The organism is Caballeronia sp. LZ033, from assembly GCF_031451265.1.
Classification (GTDB): domain Bacteria; phylum Pseudomonadota; class Gammaproteobacteria; order Burkholderiales; family Burkholderiaceae; genus Caballeronia.
In genome coordinates this window covers 2,268,087-2,284,861 of sequence record NZ_JARUXQ010000001.1, presented here as the reverse complement: position 1 = coordinate 2,284,861, position 16,775 = coordinate 2,268,087, and the positions used below count along the sequence as shown (strand labels likewise).

The window sequence follows — 16,775 nt, the reverse complement described above, 5'->3', positions numbered from 1 at the left end:
CAATGAAGAAGAAAGTGCTTGTCGCACGATCCACGTTCCCTGATGTGATCGAGCGGCTGAAACAATACTTCGATGTGGACGCCAACCTGGGCGATGTCCTTCCGCAGGATGAATTCGTCCGGCGTCTCGCCAACTGCGACGGCGCGTTCACGGCCGGAGAGCGCGTCGGCGACGCCGAACTCGCGGCCGCGCCGAAGCTGAAAGTGGTTGCGAACATGGCGGTCGGCTACAACAACTTCGACATGCAGGCGTTCGACGCACACGGCGTGCTCGGCACCAACACGCCGGACGTGCTCAACGAAAGCACCGCCGACTTCGGCTGGGCGCTGATGATGGCGGCCGCGCGCCGCGTGACCGAGTCGGAGCATTTCCTGCGCGCGGGCCAGTGGCAGAAATGGTCCTTCGATTCCTTCCTCGGCGCGGACGTCTACGGCTCGACGCTCGGCGTGATCGGCATGGGACGCATCGGGCAGGCGCTCGCGCGGCGGGCCAGCGGCTTCAACATGCGCGTGCTGTATCACAACCGTTCGCGCGTCGCGCCCGAGATCGAGGCCGCGCTGAATGCGGAGTACGCGTCGAAGGAAGATCTGCTGAAGCGCGCGGATCACGTGGTGCTCGTCGTGCCGTATTCGAAGGAGAGCCATCACACCATCGGCGCGGCCGAGCTCGCGCTGATGAAGCCGACCGCGACGCTCACGAACATCGCGCGCGGCGGCATCGTCGACGATGCCGCGCTGATCGCCGCTTTGCGTGACAAGCGCATCGCCGCGGCGGGCCTCGATGTCTTCGAAGGCGAGCCGAACTTCAATCCTGACTTCCTGGTGCTCGACAACGTCGTGCTGACGCCGCACATCGCCAGCGCAACCGAGGCCACGCGCCGCGCCATGGCCAATCTCGCCGCCGACAACCTGATCGCCGCGCTCGGCGAAGGCCCGCGCGCGGGCAATCCGCCGAACCCGATCAACCCGGGCGTACTGAAGAAATGATGGAACTGCTGGTGGGCGCGGTCGCCGTGCTGGCGCTCGCGCTGGTGATTGCGCTCATCGCGCTGGTCGTGACGCTGCGGCGTCCGTCGCACGGCGGCATGCATGACGAGTTCGAGGCGCTCACCGATCGCGTCAACGATATGGGCGAGGCGCATGCGCGCGCGCAGGAACGGCTCGAACGCGGCCTGCGCGGCGATATCGCCGAAAGCGGGCGGGTGTCGCGCATGGAAGCGCAGAGCGGCTTCGCGCAGTTCCATCAGACGCTGTCGACGCAACTGGCGAGTACAGCGAACGTGCAGAACGCCCAGTTCGACGCGCTTGCGCAACAACTGGCGCAACAGAGCCAGCAGGCGCGCGAGGATCAGGGCAACGCGTTGAAGCGCTTCGCCGATTCGATCTCGCTGCATCTCGCGCAGCTGTCGGAGGCGAACGAACGGCGGCTCGGCGAGGTGCGCGCGACGCTCGAGGCGCGTCTCAAGGACATCGAGGCGAACAACGCGACGAAGCTCGACGAAATGCGCCGCACCGTCGATGAAAAGCTGCACGCCACGCTGGAGCAACGGCTGGGCGAGTCGTTCAAGCTGGTGTCGGACAGGCTGGAGCAGGTGCATCGCGGACTGGGCGAAATGCAGACACTCGCGGCGGGCGTCGGCGACCTGAAGAAGGTGCTGACCAACGTCAAGACGCGCGGCACCTGGGGCGAAGTGCAGCTCGAAGCACTGCTGGAGCAGCTGCTCACGCCGGAGCAGTACGCCAAGAACGTCGCTACGGTGCCGAAGAGCAACGAACGCGTGGAATTCGCGATCAAGCTCCCAGGCCGTCATGACGCGCCGGGAGCGTCCTCGACATCCGATGAAGCCGCCACGCCTGTGTGGCTGCCCATCGACGCGAAGTTTCCGCGCGAGGACTACGAGCGTCTGATCGACGCGCAGGAACGTGCCGATCCGGCCGCGGTCGAGGACGCCGCACGCGCGCTCGAAGGCCGGTTGCGCGCGGAGGCAAAGGCGATCGCGCAGAAATACGTCGCGCCCCCGCATACCACCGACTTCGCGCTGCTGTTCCTGCCGACCGAAGGTCTGTATGCCGAAGCGCTGCGTCGCCCTGGTCTGAGCGATGCGTTGCAGCGCGACTATCGCGTGAGCATTGCCGGGCCGACGACGCTGACCGCGCTGCTCAACAGCTTGCAGATGGGCTTCCGCACGCTGGCCATCGAGAAGCGTTCCAGCGAGGTCTGGCAGGTGCTGGGCGCGGTGAAGACCGAGTTCGGCAAGTTCGGCGACGTGCTGGCGCGGACCAAGTCGCAGCTGGAAACGGTCACGCGCTCGATCGAGGCGGCGCAGACGCGCACGCGGCAGATGAACAAGCGGCTGCGCGACGTGGAAGCGTTGCCGGGAGAGCGGGCGGCGGGGCTGCTGGGCGAGGCGTCGGGTGACGTACCCCCGCCCGACGGTGAAGAAGACGAGTGACCTACGAAGACACGGCCAGCCGTTCGAGCGGCTCGCCCGTGACGCGCACGATGCGCCAGTCGGGCAGCACGGTCGCGCCCATCTTTTCGTAGAAGTCGATGGCGTTCTGGTTCCAGTCGAGCACCGACCATTCGAAGCGGCCGCATTGACGCTCCACTGCGAGCGCGGCCAGCTTCTTCAACATCTGCGTGCCGAGGCCACTGCCGCGCATCGAGGGACGTACGTAGAGGTCTTCGAGGTACAGCCCGCGCTTGCCCAGGAAGGTCGAGAAATTCTGGAAGAACAACGCATACGAGACGATCTCGCCGTTCTGTTCGGCAACCAGCGCTTCGGCGGCCGGGCGCGCGCCGAACAACGCATCGTGCACGTCCTGCTCGGTGGCGCTAAACAGATGTGTCAGCTTCTCGAACTCGGCCAGTTCGAGCATCAGCGCGAACACGGCGCCGACATCGGCGGGCGTCGCCGCGCGGATCAGGGCGGCGCTCATGCTTCCTCCGGCGCGTCGGACAGCGTGATCTCAATGCCGCCGAAACGCGACGCCACCCAGTTGTACGCGTGACAGGCAATCCACAGCAGGATGAAGCCGAGTATCGCGTTGAGCAGCAGCGCGCTCGTGACCGTGCTGACTTCCACCGAGCCATAGCGCACGAACGCGACCACGACGCCCAGCAGCACGATCGGCACGCTGAAGGTCAGATAAACGAGGATCAGCGCCTTGGCGGTCTGTCCCGGTGCGATGAACGAAATCTGTTTTTTCATGGAAGGGTGCCCCGTCTGTCGATATAGGAATGAGGGTTACGGCGATACGCGCGCGTGGCGCAGCTATCAGATCAGGCCGTCGAACGGCACGATCTCGACATCGTCGCCGGCGTCTATGTCACCGCGAGCATGCTCGAGCACGATGAAGCAGTTCGCTTCGCTCATCGAGCTGAGCACGCCCGAGCCTTGCGGACCGGTCGTGACGACGCGCCAGCCGCCGTCGGCCTCGCGTGTCGCGATGCCGCGCTGGAATTCGGTGCGGCCCGCGCGTTTTTTCATCGGTTCCGCGGCGCGGGCGCGCAGGGCCGTGAGCGCCTGCCGCTGCGCACCCGACATGGCCAGCAAGGCCTCGCGCACGATGAAGTAGAAGGTCGCCATCACGGCGACCGGATTGCCCGGCAAGCCGAAGAACAGCGCCGAGCTGCCCGCGCCCGCGCGCTCGCCCGACCACAGGCGGCCAAACGCCAGCGGCCGGCCGGGGCGCATTGCGATCTTCCAGAAGGCGACTTCGCCGAGCGAATTCAGCAGGCCGCGCGTGAAGTCCGCATCGCCCACTGAGACGCCGCCTGAACTGATGACGATATCCGCACTGTGGGTGGCGTGACGCAGCGCGGTTTCGAGCGAGGCGCGGTCGTCGCGCACGATGCCGAGATCGAGGGTGTCGACGCCCAGGCGCCGGAGCATCGCGAAGAGCGTGTAGCGATTGCTGTCGTAGACGCTGCCCGCGCTCAGTGTTTCGCCGATGGAGCGCAATTCGTCGCCGGTCGAGAAGAAGGCCACGACGAGCCGCTTGCGCACCGCGACTTCGCCGATCCCGAGCGACGCGAGCAACCCGAGGTCCGACGCCCGCACGATGCGTCCGGCGGTCAGCGCGGGCTTGCCTTTGGCGAGATCCTCGCCCGCCAGCCGGCGATTCTGTCCCGCGCGGATGCCCGTCACGGCGAAGCGAATGGTGTCGCCTTCGCGGGTGACCTGCTCTTGCGGCACCACCGTGTCGCAGCCCGGCGGCATGAGCGCGCCGGTCATGATGCGCACGCATTCGCGCCCGCCGGACGTGGCCACGAAGGGACGGCCGGCGAACGCCGTGCCCGCGACCGGAAGTTCGACCGTTGCGCCGCCGCCCGTCACCGCCGTTACTGCCGTAGCCGCGAACGCGTAGCCGTCCATGGCGGAATTGTCGAAGGCGGGGACGTCGATGGGAGAAATCACGTCCTCCGCCAGCACGCGGCCAAGCGCGTCGTGCAGGCTCACGCGTTCGGATGGCGTGTTTGCTCCGCGCGGCATCGCCCATTGACGCACGATGTCCTGCGCGGCCTCGACGGGCAGCGCATTCGGATCGTACTGAGCAACGGAGGCGAAGAGTTCCTTGGGCGTGGTCATGAATCGGAGTGGATCGCGGCCTGCGTCGGGCGGTGAGACCATGCCACGGCAGCGGAGAGAACAAGCAGCCCGGAAGGATCAGGCCGCATGGGCGGACGCGAGCGAACTGCGGGTTGAGCGGTCAGTCGCGCTCCAGCTCGGCCAGCTGCTGCAAATCGTTGACATTGTAAAACGCACGTACATCGTGAAATTGGACTTCGGCCGCCGTGTGGCGCGCGTACCACGCGCGCACCTTGCGCTCGCCGGCGTCCAGCCAGGCGTCGAGATCGTCGGCGAGCGAGGTGCGCAGCAGCGCGAACACCGGATGCGCCTGCACGTCGCCGGAGGCCTCGACCGTCGCCGCATACGCAATGTCGACACCCTTCGTTTCGAGCGCCTGCCGCAGCGCGGCGCACAGGTGTTCGTCGACGAACGGCGCGTCGCAGGGCGCGGTCAGCACGAAGCCGGTGCGCGCCTCGCGCAGCGCGGCCGCGATGCCGGCAAGCGGTCCGGGATGTTCGCCGCGGGTATCGGCGATGACGCGCGCGTTGAACGGCGCGCCGAGACGCGCGTAGTCATCGAGCGAGCGGTTGGCGCTGACCAGCATCGCGCCGGCCTGCGGTGCGAGACGCCGCATCACGTGCAGCGCGAGCGCTTCGCCGCGAAACGGCTGCATGCCCTTGTCGATGCCGCCCATGCGCGAGCCGCGTCCGCCCGCCAGCACGAGCGCCGTGATGTCGTCGGAGAAAGCATGAGGATGGGGCGTGGCCTGCACGGTCGGTTGGCCTGCGTCAGCCGCCGATGTACGACATTTCGACGCGCGGTCCGTCGCTTCGCGACTCAGCCGCCGCGCTGCCGCGCAATTGCGAATAGCGGTCGCCGCGCGCTTCCCAGATGCGCGCGATGGACGTGGCGACTTCCTCGTCGCTGGCGCCGCCGCGGATCAGCCCGCGCAGATCGTGCCCGGCGACGGCGAAAAGACAGAGGTACAGCTTGCCTTCCGTCGAGAGCCGCGCGCGCGTGCAGGTTCCGCAGAACGCGCGCGTGACGCTGGAGATCACGCCGATTTCGCCGCTGCCGTCGCGATAGCCCCAGCGTTGCGCGGTTTCGGCGTCGGTATGGGCTTCGAGCGGTGCGAGCGGGAAATGCGCGTCGATGCGCTCCACCACCTGCGCCGACGGCAGCACTTCGCTCATGTTCCAGCCATTTGAGGCGCCGACGTCCATGTATTCGATGAACCGCAGGATCGCGCCGCTGCCTTTGAAATGACGCGCCATCGGCACGATTTCCTGGTCGTTGGTGCCGCGCTTGACGACCATGTTCACCTTGAGCGGCGCGAGCCCGACCGCCTGCGCCGTGGCGATGCCTTCGAGCACGTCGCCGACCGCGAAGTCAGCGTCGTTCATGCGGCGGAACAGCGCGTCGTCGAGGGCGTCGAGGCTGACCGTGACGCGCGACAGCCCCGCGTCTTTCAGCGAGCGGGCCTTGCGCGCGAGCAGCGAACCGTTGGTGGTCAGGGTGAGGTCGAGCGGGCGGCCTTCGGGCGTGCGCAGCAGCGCCAGCCGCTCGATCAGAAATTCGATGTTCTTGCGCAAAAGCGGTTCGCCGCCCGTCAGGCGAATCTTTTCGACCCCGTGCGCGACGAACACGCGCGCCAGCCGCTCGATTTCCTCGAAGGAGAGCAGGGCGGCGTGCGGCAGAAACGAGTAGTGCTTGTCGAACACCTCGCGCGGCATGCAGTACACGCAGCGGAAGTTGCAGCGGTCGGTCACCGAGATGCGCAGGTCGCGCAAAGGACGCGCGAGCGTGTCCGTGAGCAGCCCCGATGGCGCAGCAGCGACGCCGGCGAAGGCCGGAATCGCGCTGATGTCGGTCACGGGGATGATGCGTCGGGACATGGTGATTGGGTTTCGGCTCGACCGTTGCGGTCTTGTTCGAGGGTTGCGAATCGTTCTATGACGCTGCCATTTTAACGGAAGCTTCTCATTGGAGTCGCAAGGGGGATACCCGCGCGGGGTCTGGTTTTCCCGCTTTTCTTGCAGCGCTGCGCGGCGGGTGCACGAAAAAAACGCCATCGATGTGGGTCGATGGCGTTTCGTCAGCGTCCGCCCGGCACACGGCGCGAAGCCGTGCCGGGCGGCAGAGCGCTCAATGATCGCTCAATGGGTGCCCTTGCCGGTTTCCACCTGCTGCATCGGCGTGGTGTCGGCCGGCGGGAGCGCCTTGCGTTCGCGCGGCACGCGCACCGGCGCGGGCAGGCGGGCGGCGGCGGCATCGGCTTCACGCAGCTTGGTCGCGTCCGTGTTGACCCACACGAGGCCGGCACGTTCGAGCATCGGCTGGAGCGCTTCCGCGGCGATCGGCGTGGCCGTCGCGGGTGCGGCGGGTGCGGCGGGTGCTGTCGGGGCGGCGGGTGTGGCTGCCTGCACCGGTTCCGCTGCGACCGGCGCCTGCGCCTCGGCGGGTTCGAGCGGCGGCACAGGTTCGACGGCCGTTGCTTCGGGCGTCGGCGCAACGGCGGCGACCTTCACCGGTTCGGCCACTTCGGCTTCCACGGAGGCAGGCGCCGGAACTGCTTCAGGCACGGCTTCGGCAGCGGCCGGAGCCGGCGTTTCCGCGTGAGCCGGCGTTTCCACCGGAGCGGGCGCGGCCTCGACCGGCCTGGCTTCGTCGGCGACGGGCGCGAACGGATCGACAGGCTTCGTTTCGGCAACCTTCGGCGACGGACCGAACGGGTTGTCGACCGACGGCGCCGGCTTGGCGAACATGTCGAAGCCGGCTGCTTCGGGCGTCGACGCCTTCGCTTCGACCGGTTCAGCCTTGTGAGCCTCGGCCACCGGCGCTTCTTCAGCGACGACAGGCGCGGGCGCTTGGGGCTTCGCTTCGACCGGCGCTTCAACCGGCGCTTCAACCGGCGCTTCAACCGGTTGCGCGGCAACTGTTTCGACCGGTGCCGGTGCCACTGCCGCTGCTTCGGCCGATTCCACAGCCGGACGCGCTTCGCGACGCGCCGACACTTCCTGCGCGGCTTCGGCGTCGAACACGCCGGCCTGTGCGGAGGAGCTGTCCGCTGCGCCTTCGGCTTCCGCGACGTCAGCCGCGTGATTCACGGTGATGCCGTCTTCCTCGCGTTCGCGACGGCCGCCACGACGGCCACGACGACGGCGGCGACGCTCTTCGCCGTCACGCGCGCCCTGATCGGCGGATCCTGCGTCGAAGCCTGCGGCGTCCACATCGACCTGCGCCGACTCGACGATTTCCGATACCACCGTTTCGCCTTGCGTCAGTGCTTCGACGGCGGCTTCCGGCTGCGGCTTGCGGCGTTCGCCACGATCCGGCCGTTCCCCGCGCTCTGCACGTTCGGGACGATCGGCGCGTTCAGAACGATCGGCGCGCTCGGCACCGCGTTCACCACGATCCGGACGTTCGCGACGTTCCTGGCGTTCGCCTGCTTCCGGACGCGGGGCGCGTTCGGCGTTGCGCTCACGGCCTTCACGCGGCTCACGGCCTTCACGCGGCTCGCGGCCCTCGCGCGGCTCGCGGGCTTCACGTGCCTCACGCGGCTCGCGCACTTCACGCAGCTCGCGACCCTCGCGTCCCTCACGACCGCCACGCGCTTCGCGATCTTCACGGCGCGCGCCTTGCCGGCCTGCGCCGTTGCCGCCCGTGCTGCCATTGCCGCTGCTCGCGCCGCCTGCCTGCGCGCCATCACGGCCGGCGCCGCCGCTGCGGCGGTTGCGATTGCGATCGCCGCTGCCCGCGCGTTCGCTGCGCTCACGTTGCGGACGCGCGGCGGGTTGCGCCTCGACCGGAGCCGGGGCGGGCTTGACTTCCGGCGGGATGCCGAACAGGTTCTTGATCCACGCGATGAACCCGCCGCTCGCCGGCACCGGCGCCGCAACGGGCGCGGCCTCGACCGGAGCGGCCTTGACCGGCGCGCTCGGCGCGGGCTTCTCGGGCGTGATGCCCTTGACCGCGGCTTCCTGCTTCGGCTTCACCTCTTCCGCGCGCTTGCTGTAGCCGGTCTCGGATTCGAGTTCCGTCGCGGCTTCCACGGCCATCTTCCACGATGCACGCGGCTCGTCGAGGCGTGCGTCGTCGTGACGCAGGCGCTCCAGCTTGTAATGCGGCGTTTCCAGATGCTTGTTCGGAATCAGGACGACATTGACCTTGAAGCGCGATTCGATCTTGTTGATTTCCGAGCGCTTTTCGTTCAACAGGAAGGCTGTCACCTCGACCGGCACCTGGCAATGAATCGCCGCGGTGTGTTCCTTCATCGCTTCTTCCTGAATGATCCGCAGCACCTGCAGCGCGGACGATTCGGTGTCGCGGATATGGCCCGTGCCGTTGCAGCGCGGGCAGGTCACGTGGCTGCCTTCCGACAGCGCCGGACGCAGCCGCTGACGCGACAGTTCCATCAGGCCGAAGCGCGAAATCTTGCCCATTTGTACGCGGGCACGGTCGTGCTTGAGCGCGTCCTTCAGACGCTGCTCGACTTCGCGCTGGCTCTTGGCCGATTCCATGTCGATGAAATCGATCACGATCAGGCCGCCCAGATCGCGCAGACGAAGCTGGCGCGCGACTTCGTCGGCGGCTTCGAGATTGGTGCGCGTCGCGGTTTCCTCGATGTCGGCGCCCTTGGTCGCGCGCGCCGAGTTCACGTCGATGGCGACGAGCGCCTCGGTGTGATCGATCACGATCGCGCCGCCCGAGGGCAGCGGCACCGTGCGCGAGTACGCGGTTTCGATCTGGTGCTCGATCTGGAAGCGCGAGAACAGCGGCACGTCGTCGTGATAGCGCTTCACCTTCGAGAGGTTGTCGGGCATCACGATGTCCATGAAGGCGCGCGCCTGGTCATGGATTTCGGTCGTGTCGATGAGGATTTCGCCGATGTCCGGCTGGAAATAATCGCGGATCGCGCGAATGACGAGGCTGGATTCGAGATAGATCAGCATCGGCTGGCCGGCGACGCCGCTTTGCGAAGCGGCTTCGATCGCGCGCCACAGCTGCATCAGGTAGTTCAGGTCCCACTGCAGCTCTTCCGCCGAACGGCCGATGCCCGCCGTGCGCGCGATGATGCTCATGCCTTCCGGCAGTTCGAGCTGCGCCATGGTTTCGCGCAGTTCCTGACGCTCGTCGCCCTCGATGCGGCGCGACACGCCGCCGCCGCGCGGGTTGTTCGGCATCAGGACGAGATAGCGGCCGGCCAGCGAAATGAACGTGGTCAGCGCCGCGCCCTTGTTGCCGCGCTCTTCCTTCTCGACCTGGACGATGAGTTCCTGGCCTTCGCGCAGCGCGTCCTGGATGCGCGCGGAGCGCATGTCGACGCCGTCGCGGAAATACTGGCGGGCGACTTCCTTGAACGGCAGGAAGCCATGGCGGTCCTCGCCGTAGTTGACGAAGCAGGCTTCGAGCGACGGCTCGATGCGGGTGACGACTCCCTTGTAGATGTTGCCTTTGCGCTGTTCGCGCCCGGCGGTTTCGATGTCGATGTCGATGAGTTTCTGCCCATCGACGATGGCGACGCGCAATTCTTCTTGCTGCGTCGCGTTAAACAGCATGCGTTTCATGGAACGGCTCCAGAGCGGCTTTCGTCCTCCCTCGTCAGGCGAATCGGCGTCAGTGACGGATGAAGGTCACGCGCGCGAGGCGGGAAGGCGGGCGAGCCGCGCTTTTTTGTGTGTTGTCACAAAGCACGCTGGAGCGGGATTTCTGGCGGGAGAATTGCCGAAAGCAGGCGACAGCCGCCAGCGCGGCGGCCGTGCCATGGGGCACCTGCGAAACAACGGCGAGGCGAAGTCGAGCCGCGCGGCGCGTGGCGAGGATGGACGGCGGCGTGGCGGACGGACGTCCGGGAAGTCCGAAACGACCCGACGCGCTGCCCGCCCGACGCGCTTTGCAGCGCCTGAATCCTCCCAACGGTGGCCGCGGAAGAGCGGTCTCGCGCACACCGGCGCGATGCTGCATAACCGGTTCTTCCTGCGGCCAGGCCGCGCCGGCGCCGCCGCGGGCCTTGTATCGCGCCCGTCAGCCGGCTGCCGTGTGTCTCGCCTCATGGCGGCGTGATCGCGCTTCGCAGATTACAGCGCAGCAGCGATTCCGCCGGCAATTGTTCGCAAAACCGGCGAGCGTAGATTGCCTGTTTCTCCTGCTCATGCGCAATTTCGCGCAGGACCGATTCAGGCGGCGACCGGTTGTTGCACCGGGCGCCTTCGCTTCTCGCCGATAAAATTCTTTTTGACCAGAAATCCGTTACCGACCGGCGATCGACTCGACCGAACGCGCCTGTGGGCTTCGTCCCTGCCGGTGATATCGCCGTGCGTGCAACTCGCTGCTCTCTGTATTCAGGGTGAGCAACCGACCTTGGGCGCAAGTAAAATGATGGTTTATCGCTTGCACCTGTACAGTCTGATCAATCGCGGCCAGTGCTTGATCTAAAGCACCAACCTTTTCAGACTGCTCGCAAATTATATTCAGAATGAATGAGTTAGGCAAAACTTCCCAGAAACAGGTCGCGAGCGAACAGGTGTCGATGATCGAAGTCGACGAGACTGCCGCCGGTCAGCGGATCGACAATTTCCTGCTGCGCGTCTGTAAAGGCGTGCCAAAGAGCCATATTTACCGGATTCTCCGCAGCGGCGAAGTACGCGTGAACAAGGGCCGCATCGACGCCGCGTACCGTCTCGAAATGGGCGATCTGGTGCGCGTGCCGCCCATCCGCACAGCCCAGGCGGACGAAACGCCGGTGTCGTCGAACGCGCCGGCCGCCGAATTTCCCATCCTGTTCGAAGACGAGCATCTGATCGTCATCGACAAACCCTCGGGCGTCGCGGTGCACGGCGGCAGCGGCGTGGCGTTCGGCGTGATCGAGCAGCTGCGCAACGCCCGGCCGCACGCAAAGTTCCTCGAACTGGTGCATCGGCTGGACCGCGAAACCTCCGGCGTGCTGATGCTCGCGAAGAAACGCGCCGCGCTGGTCAATCTGCATGAGCAGATTCGGGAAAATCGCGTCGACAAGCGCTATTACGCGGTCGGTCATGGCGACTGGCCCGCCGATTGGGGCCGCCGGCGCATCGTGAAGGCGCCGCTGCACAAATACGTCGCCGCCGACGGCGAGCGCCGCGTGCGCATCCAGGAAAACGGCCTGCCGTCGCACACGGTGTTCAATCTGATCGAACGCTGGGACGCATACGCGTGGGTCGAGGCGGAACTGAAGACCGGGCGCACGCATCAGATCCGCGTGCACATGGCGAGCATCGGCCTGCCGATCGCGGGCGACGCCAAGTACGGCGACTTCGCGCTGAACAAGGATCTGGCGCGTCCGAGCGCGAAAGCGTCGCTGAAACGCATGTTTCTGCACGCTTACCGGCTGAAGATCACCCATCCGGCGAGCGGCGAACCGATCCAGTTCGAAGCGCCGCTGCCCGCCGAGTGCCGGCGCTTCATCGAACAACTCAAAAATCGTGAGACACCGTAAATGCCGCGGAAGCAATTCGATCTGATCGTTTTCGACTGGGACGGCACGCTGATGGATTCGACCGTCCACATCACGCGCAGCATCCAGGCCGCCTGCCGCGACCTGGGCCTGCTGGTTCCCGCCGATGAATCCGCCAGCTATGTGATCGGCCTCGGGCTCAAGGATGCGCTGCAAATTTGCGCGCCGACCCTCGATCCCGCCGACTACCCGCGCCTGGCCGAGCGTTATCGCTTCCACTTCCTGACGAAAGGGCAGGAAACCGAGCTGTTTTCCGGCGTGCGCGAAATGCTGCAGGACCTGCGCGACGAGGGCTATTTCCTCGCGGTCGCGACGGGCAAGAGCCGGGTCGGGCTGAATCGCGCGCTGGATCAGTCGCGCCTGACGAGCGCCTTCGACGGCACGCGCTGCGCCGACGAGACCTTCTCCAAGCCGCACCCCGCCATGTTGCACGAGCTCACGCGCGAACTCGGCCAGGATCTCGGGCGCACCGTGATGGTCGGCGACACGACGCACGACTTGCAGATGGCGATCAACGCGGGCGCGGCGGGCGTCGGCGTGGGTTATGGCGCGCATCCGGCGGATTCGCTCGCGGTGCTCAAGCCGCATTTCTGCGCGGACAGTGTCGCGTCGCTGGCCGGCTGGCTCAGGGAGCACGCATGAGCGAAGCGGCGCGGGACGCGGTGCGCGTGTGCGCAGCGGAAGCACTCGTCGACGGCGGCGCGGGCGTCCGCGTGCCGGCGACGGACGCCGCCGGCGAGGCGGTCGTCTTCTTTGTGCGCTACGACGGCAAGCCGTACGGCTATCTGAACCGCTGCGCGCACGTGCCGATGGAGCTCGACTGGAACGAGGGTCAGTTCTTCGAGAGCTCGGGCCTATACTTGATGTGCGCGACCCACGGGGCGATCTACCAGCCCGACACCGGCAAATGCGTCGGCGGTCCGTGCCGCGGCGCCCGTCTGCGCGCCGTGACGGTCGAGGAACGCGACACGCCTGAAGGCCGCGCGGTCTTCTGGCTCCCCGATGCGTCCTTGCAGCCCGCCTGAAACACCCCGATCCATTCACTCGCCTGAACCACGCATGTCCGACAACCTTCCTCGCGGCAACGACAACTGGGAGCGCGAAGCGCTCGAGCGCATCGCCCTGGCCGCGATTCGCGAGCAGCGCGCCGCCCGGCGCTGGCGCATCTTCTTCCGCTTCCTGTTTCTGATCGTCATCGCGCTGGTTGCCTGGGGCGTGTTCGATTTCACCGGCGACCGGGCCGCGAAGGCCGGCAAGCACACGGCATTGATCGACCTGCAGGGCGAGATTTCCGCTACCGGCGACGCCAGCGCCGACAACATCGACGGCGCGCTGCAAAGCGCCTTCGAGGACGAAAACACGGCCGGCGTGATCCTGCGCATCAACAGCCCGGGCGGCAGTCCGGTGCAGGCGGGCATCATCTACGGCGAGATCAAGCGCCTGCGCGCGAAATATCCGAAAACGCCGCTGTACGTGGTCGTCGACGACATCTGCGCGTCGGGCGGCTATTACGTCGCCGCGGCGGCTGACAAGATCTACGTGAACAAGGCGAGCGTCGTCGGCTCGATCGGCGTGCTGATGGACGGTTTCGGCTTCACCGGCCTGATGGACAAGCTCGGCGTGCAGCGGCGCCTGCACACGGCGGGCGCCAACAAGGGCGAGTTCGATCCGTTCTCGCCCGAAACGCCCGCGATGACTGCCCACGCGCAGGACATGCTCGACCAGATCCACGCGCAGTTCATCGACGCCGTGAAGCAGGGCCGCGGCAAGCGCCTGAAAGACGATCCGGAGATGTTCTCCGGCCTGATCTGGACCGGCGAAAAGAGCGTCGCGCTCGGCCTCGCGGACGATTTCGGCGACGCCGGCTATGTCGCGCGCGAAGTCATCAAGCAGCCGGACATCGTCGACTACACCCAGAAGGAAAGCATCAGCGAGCGCGTGGTGCGGCGCTTCGGCGCATCGGCGGGCGATGCCGCCGTGCGCGCGCTGACGCTCGGCGGCCGGTTCCAGCTGCGCTGAGGGTCAGGACATCAGGACATCAGGACGCGAGCAGCAGGAAGATCGCCGGACGCTTCTGCAGGTCCGGCGCGGCTTTCTTCTTCCAGTCGGCCGCCGTGCGCGTGACGATGGTTTCGCCGCCCAAGGTCAGATCCACGGCGACGCAGATCAGCGTCGAGGGTGCGCAGGCGGCGATCAGCGTGTCGAGCATCGCGCGGTTGCGATACGGCGTTTCGATGAAAATCTGCGTCTGATTGGCCTTGCGCGACAGTTGCTCGAGTTCGCGCAGGCGCTTGCCGCGCTCGGCGGCATCGACGGGCAGATAGCCGTTGAACGCAAAACTCTGGCCGTTCATGCCCGAGGCCATCAGCGCCAGCAGGATCGAGCTCGGTCCGACGAGCGGTACCACCTTCACGCCGCGATCGTGCGCACGCCGCACCAGCAGTGCGCCCGGGTCGGCGACGGCCGGGCAGCCCGCCTCGGAGACCAGCCCGGCGTCGGCGCCGGCGAGGATCGGCGCGAGCAGTCTGTCGATCTCGCCAGGCGGCGTCTTGACGTTCAACTCGCGCACGTCGATCTCCTGGATCGGCCGTTCCGTGCCGACTTTCTTGAGGAACGCGCGCGTCGTCTTGGCGTTTTCGCCGATGTAGTACCCCAGCGCGGCCGCCCGGGCCCGCACCGGTTCGGGCAGGACCTGCGCGAGCGCGGCGGCGTCGCCTTCGCCGAGCGTGTTCGGAATCAGATAGAGGACGCCGCTCATTGCACCCCCAGTACCGGCAAGCCGGCGCGGGCCAGCATGCCCGTCAGCGCGATCAGCGGCAGGCCGATCAGCGCGGTGGGATCGTCGGATTCGATCGCTTCCAGCAATGCAATCCCCAGGCCCTCGGATTTCGCGCTGCCGGCGCAATCGTAGGGCGTTTCGGCGCGCAGATAGGTTTCGATCTGCGCATCCGAATAGTGGCGAAAGCGCACGCGCGTGACGATATCGGCGGATTGGGTGTCGTTCGTGCGGCTGTCGAAGACGCACAGCGCGCTATGGAACTCGACGCTCCGGCCGCGCATCGCGCGCAGTTGCTCGACGGCCTTGTCGTGCGTGCCGGGCTTGCCGATCTGCCGGCCATCGAAGGTCGCGACCTGATCCGAGCCGATTACGAGCAGCGCGCCGGATTCCGCGACACGCTGCGCCGCCGCGCGCGCCTTGGCGGCGGAGAGGCGCAGCGCCGTCGCCTGCGGTGTTTCGTCTTCGAGCGGCGTTTCGTCGATCGCCGGCACGACGACCTCGAAGGGCACCCGCAGGCGCTCCAGCAACGCGCGCCGGTACGGTGAGCTCGACGCCAGAATCAGGCGCGGAAGGGGAGTTGAAGCGTCGGACATGAAGGGAAATCAGTAAAAAAGAAGGAAAAAACGGCGGTGCGCGGTGCGGCGCTTAAGTATTTGACTCGAAAGAATAAAGCCGATATGATTTTGGGCTTTTCATCGGTCGGTGCGCAAGCAGCTTTCTCCGCTCGAGGCCGATGAATCCGGTGAGACGCTTTCTGAGCAGGGCTCCGGCAGGCAAAGGCAGGAGAAGCATGAAAGCCAGCCCGATGCAAATTCGGGCAAGCCACGCCTGACCGAATGCGGCATCGCGGTGCATACTGGGCGCTCATCGGAAGCACTAACCCGCAAGGCCTGAACTCGTTCCAGGCAAGGCACTAGCAGGAGCGCACATGACCCGGAATCCTGGCAAACCTGCGAGCCCCGCCGATCTGCGCGCGCTCGACATTTTCGAATTCGCCACCAGCGGCAGGCAGGCAGCCGGCGCACTGCGCATATCGCAGATGCCGCGCATGTTAGCCGAAGTGCCTTCCGATGTGTCGGATGTGTCGGATGCGTCGGATGCGTCGGGCAATCCGGCAGCAGGAGAGGACGATACGGTTTTCACCTGGCAGGCCGAGGGCTCGACTCAGCCGGAATTGCAGGACGACGGCGTGGAAGCGCCGCAACCATATCTGCGCCTCGCGGTCCACGGCTCGGTATGGCTCAGGTGTCAGCGTTGTCTTTCGCCGTATTCGCAGCATCTCGATGTCGATGCCACCTATCGGATCGTTGCGACGGAGGAAGAAGCGGACGAATATCCGCTCGACGACGATGAAGTCGAAGTGATCGTGGGCTCGCGCCAGTTCGATCTCATCGACTTGATCGAAGAGGAGTTGTTGTTGTCCTTGCCGCTCGTGCCCAAGCACACCGTGTGTCCCGAGGTGCACGAAAGCCTGCTCTCGGGCAGTGCCGAAGGCAGCGCGGACGACGAGTCGGAAGAAAACAGTGCGGCGGATGCGGCAGACAAGCCGAATCCGTTTGCGGTGCTGGAAAAGCTCAAGCCGGGCGGTTCCGGCGGCGGCAAGCACTGATGCACTGAACAGGTTTTGTAGCACGCAACAAACAGGTAGCGCGATGTGCGCACCCGATGGCCGTACGGCCGAGGGCTGTCGGCGGATCGGGCTGTGTTAGAATTCGCAAAATTTTTCTGGAGTAATCATGGCAGTTCAGCAAAACAAGAAGTCGCCGTCGAAGCGCGGCATGCACCGTTCCCACGACTTCCTCACGACGGCTCCGCTGGCTGTCGAGCCGAGCACGGGTGAAGTGCACCTCCGCCACCACGTGAGCCCGAATGGCTACTATCGTGGCAAGAAAGTCATCAAGACGAAGAACGACTAAGCGTTCCCCGTCGCC

16 protein-coding genes are annotated in these 16,775 nt (G+C 66.3%); 8 read left to right on the top strand and 8 right to left on the bottom strand.

Going from position 1 to position 16,775, the window contains the following annotated elements; translation table 11 throughout:
* Positions 1-2: 2 nt before the first annotated feature.
* A complete protein-coding gene (locus QCE62_RS10680; protein WP_309917448.1) occupies positions 3-986 on the top strand; it encodes a D-glycerate dehydrogenase in 984 nt (327 codons plus the stop codon).
* The gene (locus QCE62_RS10675) at positions 983-2,452 is read left to right on the top strand and encodes a DNA recombination protein RmuC (protein WP_309917446.1); all 1,470 of its coding nucleotides are present in this window, start codon (positions 983-985) and stop codon (positions 2,450-2,452) included. Before QCE62_RS10680 ends, QCE62_RS10675 begins: the two co-directional genes overlap by 4 nt.
* A gap of 1 nt (position 2,453) precedes the next feature.
* Here QCE62_RS10675 and QCE62_RS10670 read toward each other — a convergent pair whose 3' ends face one another.
* The 6 genes from QCE62_RS10670 to QCE62_RS10645 all read right to left on the bottom strand — a co-directional run bounded on the left by QCE62_RS10670 (position 2,454) and on the right by QCE62_RS10645 (position 10,140).
* Positions 2,454-2,939 carry a GNAT family N-acetyltransferase gene (locus QCE62_RS10670; protein ID WP_309917444.1) on the bottom strand — a complete coding sequence of 162 codons (486 nt, stop codon included), beginning with the start codon at positions 2,937-2,939 and terminating at the stop codon, positions 2,454-2,456.
* Complete coding sequence (locus tag QCE62_RS10665; RefSeq protein ID WP_309809175.1) at positions 2,936-3,211, bottom strand: hypothetical protein; 276 nt, start codon at positions 3,209-3,211, stop codon at positions 2,936-2,938. The genes QCE62_RS10670 and QCE62_RS10665 overlap by 4 nt, the downstream gene beginning before the upstream one ends.
* 66 nt (positions 3,212-3,277) lie before the next feature.
* Positions 3,278-4,591, bottom strand: coding sequence for a gephyrin-like molybdotransferase Glp (gene glp / locus QCE62_RS10660; RefSeq protein WP_309917441.1), 1,314 nt, complete (start codon positions 4,589-4,591; stop codon positions 3,278-3,280).
* Positions 4,592-4,712: 121 nt separating this feature from the next.
* Entirely contained in the window at positions 4,713-5,267 is a 555-nt protein-coding gene (gene mobA / locus QCE62_RS10655; RefSeq protein ID WP_309919795.1) for a molybdenum cofactor guanylyltransferase MobA, read from the bottom strand.
* 94 nt (positions 5,268-5,361) lie between these two features.
* Positions 5,362-6,468 (bottom strand): GTP 3',8-cyclase MoaA, encoded by a 1,107-nt coding sequence (gene moaA, locus QCE62_RS10650; protein WP_309917438.1) that lies wholly within the window; start codon positions 6,466-6,468, stop codon positions 5,362-5,364.
* A gap of 261 nt (positions 6,469-6,729) precedes the next feature.
* Positions 6,730-10,140 (bottom strand): Rne/Rng family ribonuclease, encoded by a 3,411-nt coding sequence (locus tag QCE62_RS10645; RefSeq protein WP_309917434.1) that lies wholly within the window; start codon positions 10,138-10,140, stop codon positions 6,730-6,732.
* 908 nt (positions 10,141-11,048) lie between these two features.
* Between QCE62_RS10645 and QCE62_RS10640 the strand changes: the two genes are divergently transcribed.
* Genes QCE62_RS10640 through QCE62_RS10625 form a run of 4 tightly spaced genes read left to right on the top strand, consistent with a single transcriptional unit; the run spans position 11,049 to position 14,084 of the window.
* On the top strand, positions 11,049-12,047 hold the full coding sequence (locus QCE62_RS10640; RefSeq protein WP_309917432.1) for an RluA family pseudouridine synthase: 999 nt from the start codon (positions 11,049-11,051) through the stop codon (positions 12,045-12,047).
* Positions 12,048-12,707: an HAD-IA family hydrolase gene (locus QCE62_RS10635; protein WP_309917429.1), complete on the top strand. Its 660-nt coding sequence runs from the start codon at positions 12,048-12,050 to the stop codon at positions 12,705-12,707. It begins immediately after the preceding gene.
* Positions 12,704-13,090, top strand: coding sequence for a Rieske 2Fe-2S domain-containing protein (locus tag QCE62_RS10630; RefSeq protein ID WP_309809164.1), 387 nt, complete (start codon positions 12,704-12,706; stop codon positions 13,088-13,090). Before QCE62_RS10635 ends, QCE62_RS10630 begins: the two co-directional genes overlap by 4 nt.
* A 34-nt stretch (positions 13,091-13,124) precedes the next feature.
* On the top strand, positions 13,125-14,084 hold the full coding sequence (locus QCE62_RS10625) for a S49 family peptidase (RefSeq protein ID WP_309917427.1): 960 nt from the start codon (positions 13,125-13,127) through the stop codon (positions 14,082-14,084).
* Positions 14,085-14,103: 19 nt separating this feature from the next.
* Here QCE62_RS10625 and QCE62_RS10620 read toward each other — a convergent pair whose 3' ends face one another.
* Both QCE62_RS10620 and QCE62_RS10615 read right to left on the bottom strand, forming a co-directional pair.
* Complete coding sequence (locus QCE62_RS10620) at positions 14,104-14,823, bottom strand: SAM-dependent methyltransferase (RefSeq protein WP_309917426.1); 720 nt, start codon at positions 14,821-14,823, stop codon at positions 14,104-14,106.
* Positions 14,820-15,437, bottom strand: coding sequence for a Maf-like protein (locus tag QCE62_RS10615; protein WP_309917424.1), 618 nt, complete (start codon positions 15,435-15,437; stop codon positions 14,820-14,822). Before QCE62_RS10615 ends, QCE62_RS10620 begins: the two co-directional genes overlap by 4 nt.
* A gap of 335 nt (positions 15,438-15,772) precedes the next feature.
* Between QCE62_RS10615 and QCE62_RS10610 the strand changes: the two genes are divergently transcribed.
* On the top strand, positions 15,773-16,453 hold the full coding sequence (locus QCE62_RS10610; RefSeq protein ID WP_309917421.1) for a YceD family protein: 681 nt from the start codon (positions 15,773-15,775) through the stop codon (positions 16,451-16,453).
* Between the two features lie 127 nt (positions 16,454-16,580).
* Positions 16,581-16,760, top strand: a complete 180-nt coding sequence (rpmF, locus tag QCE62_RS10605; RefSeq protein WP_035501683.1) for a 50S ribosomal protein L32 — start codon at positions 16,581-16,583, stop codon at positions 16,758-16,760.
* The last annotated feature ends 15 nt before the right edge of the window (positions 16,761-16,775 follow it).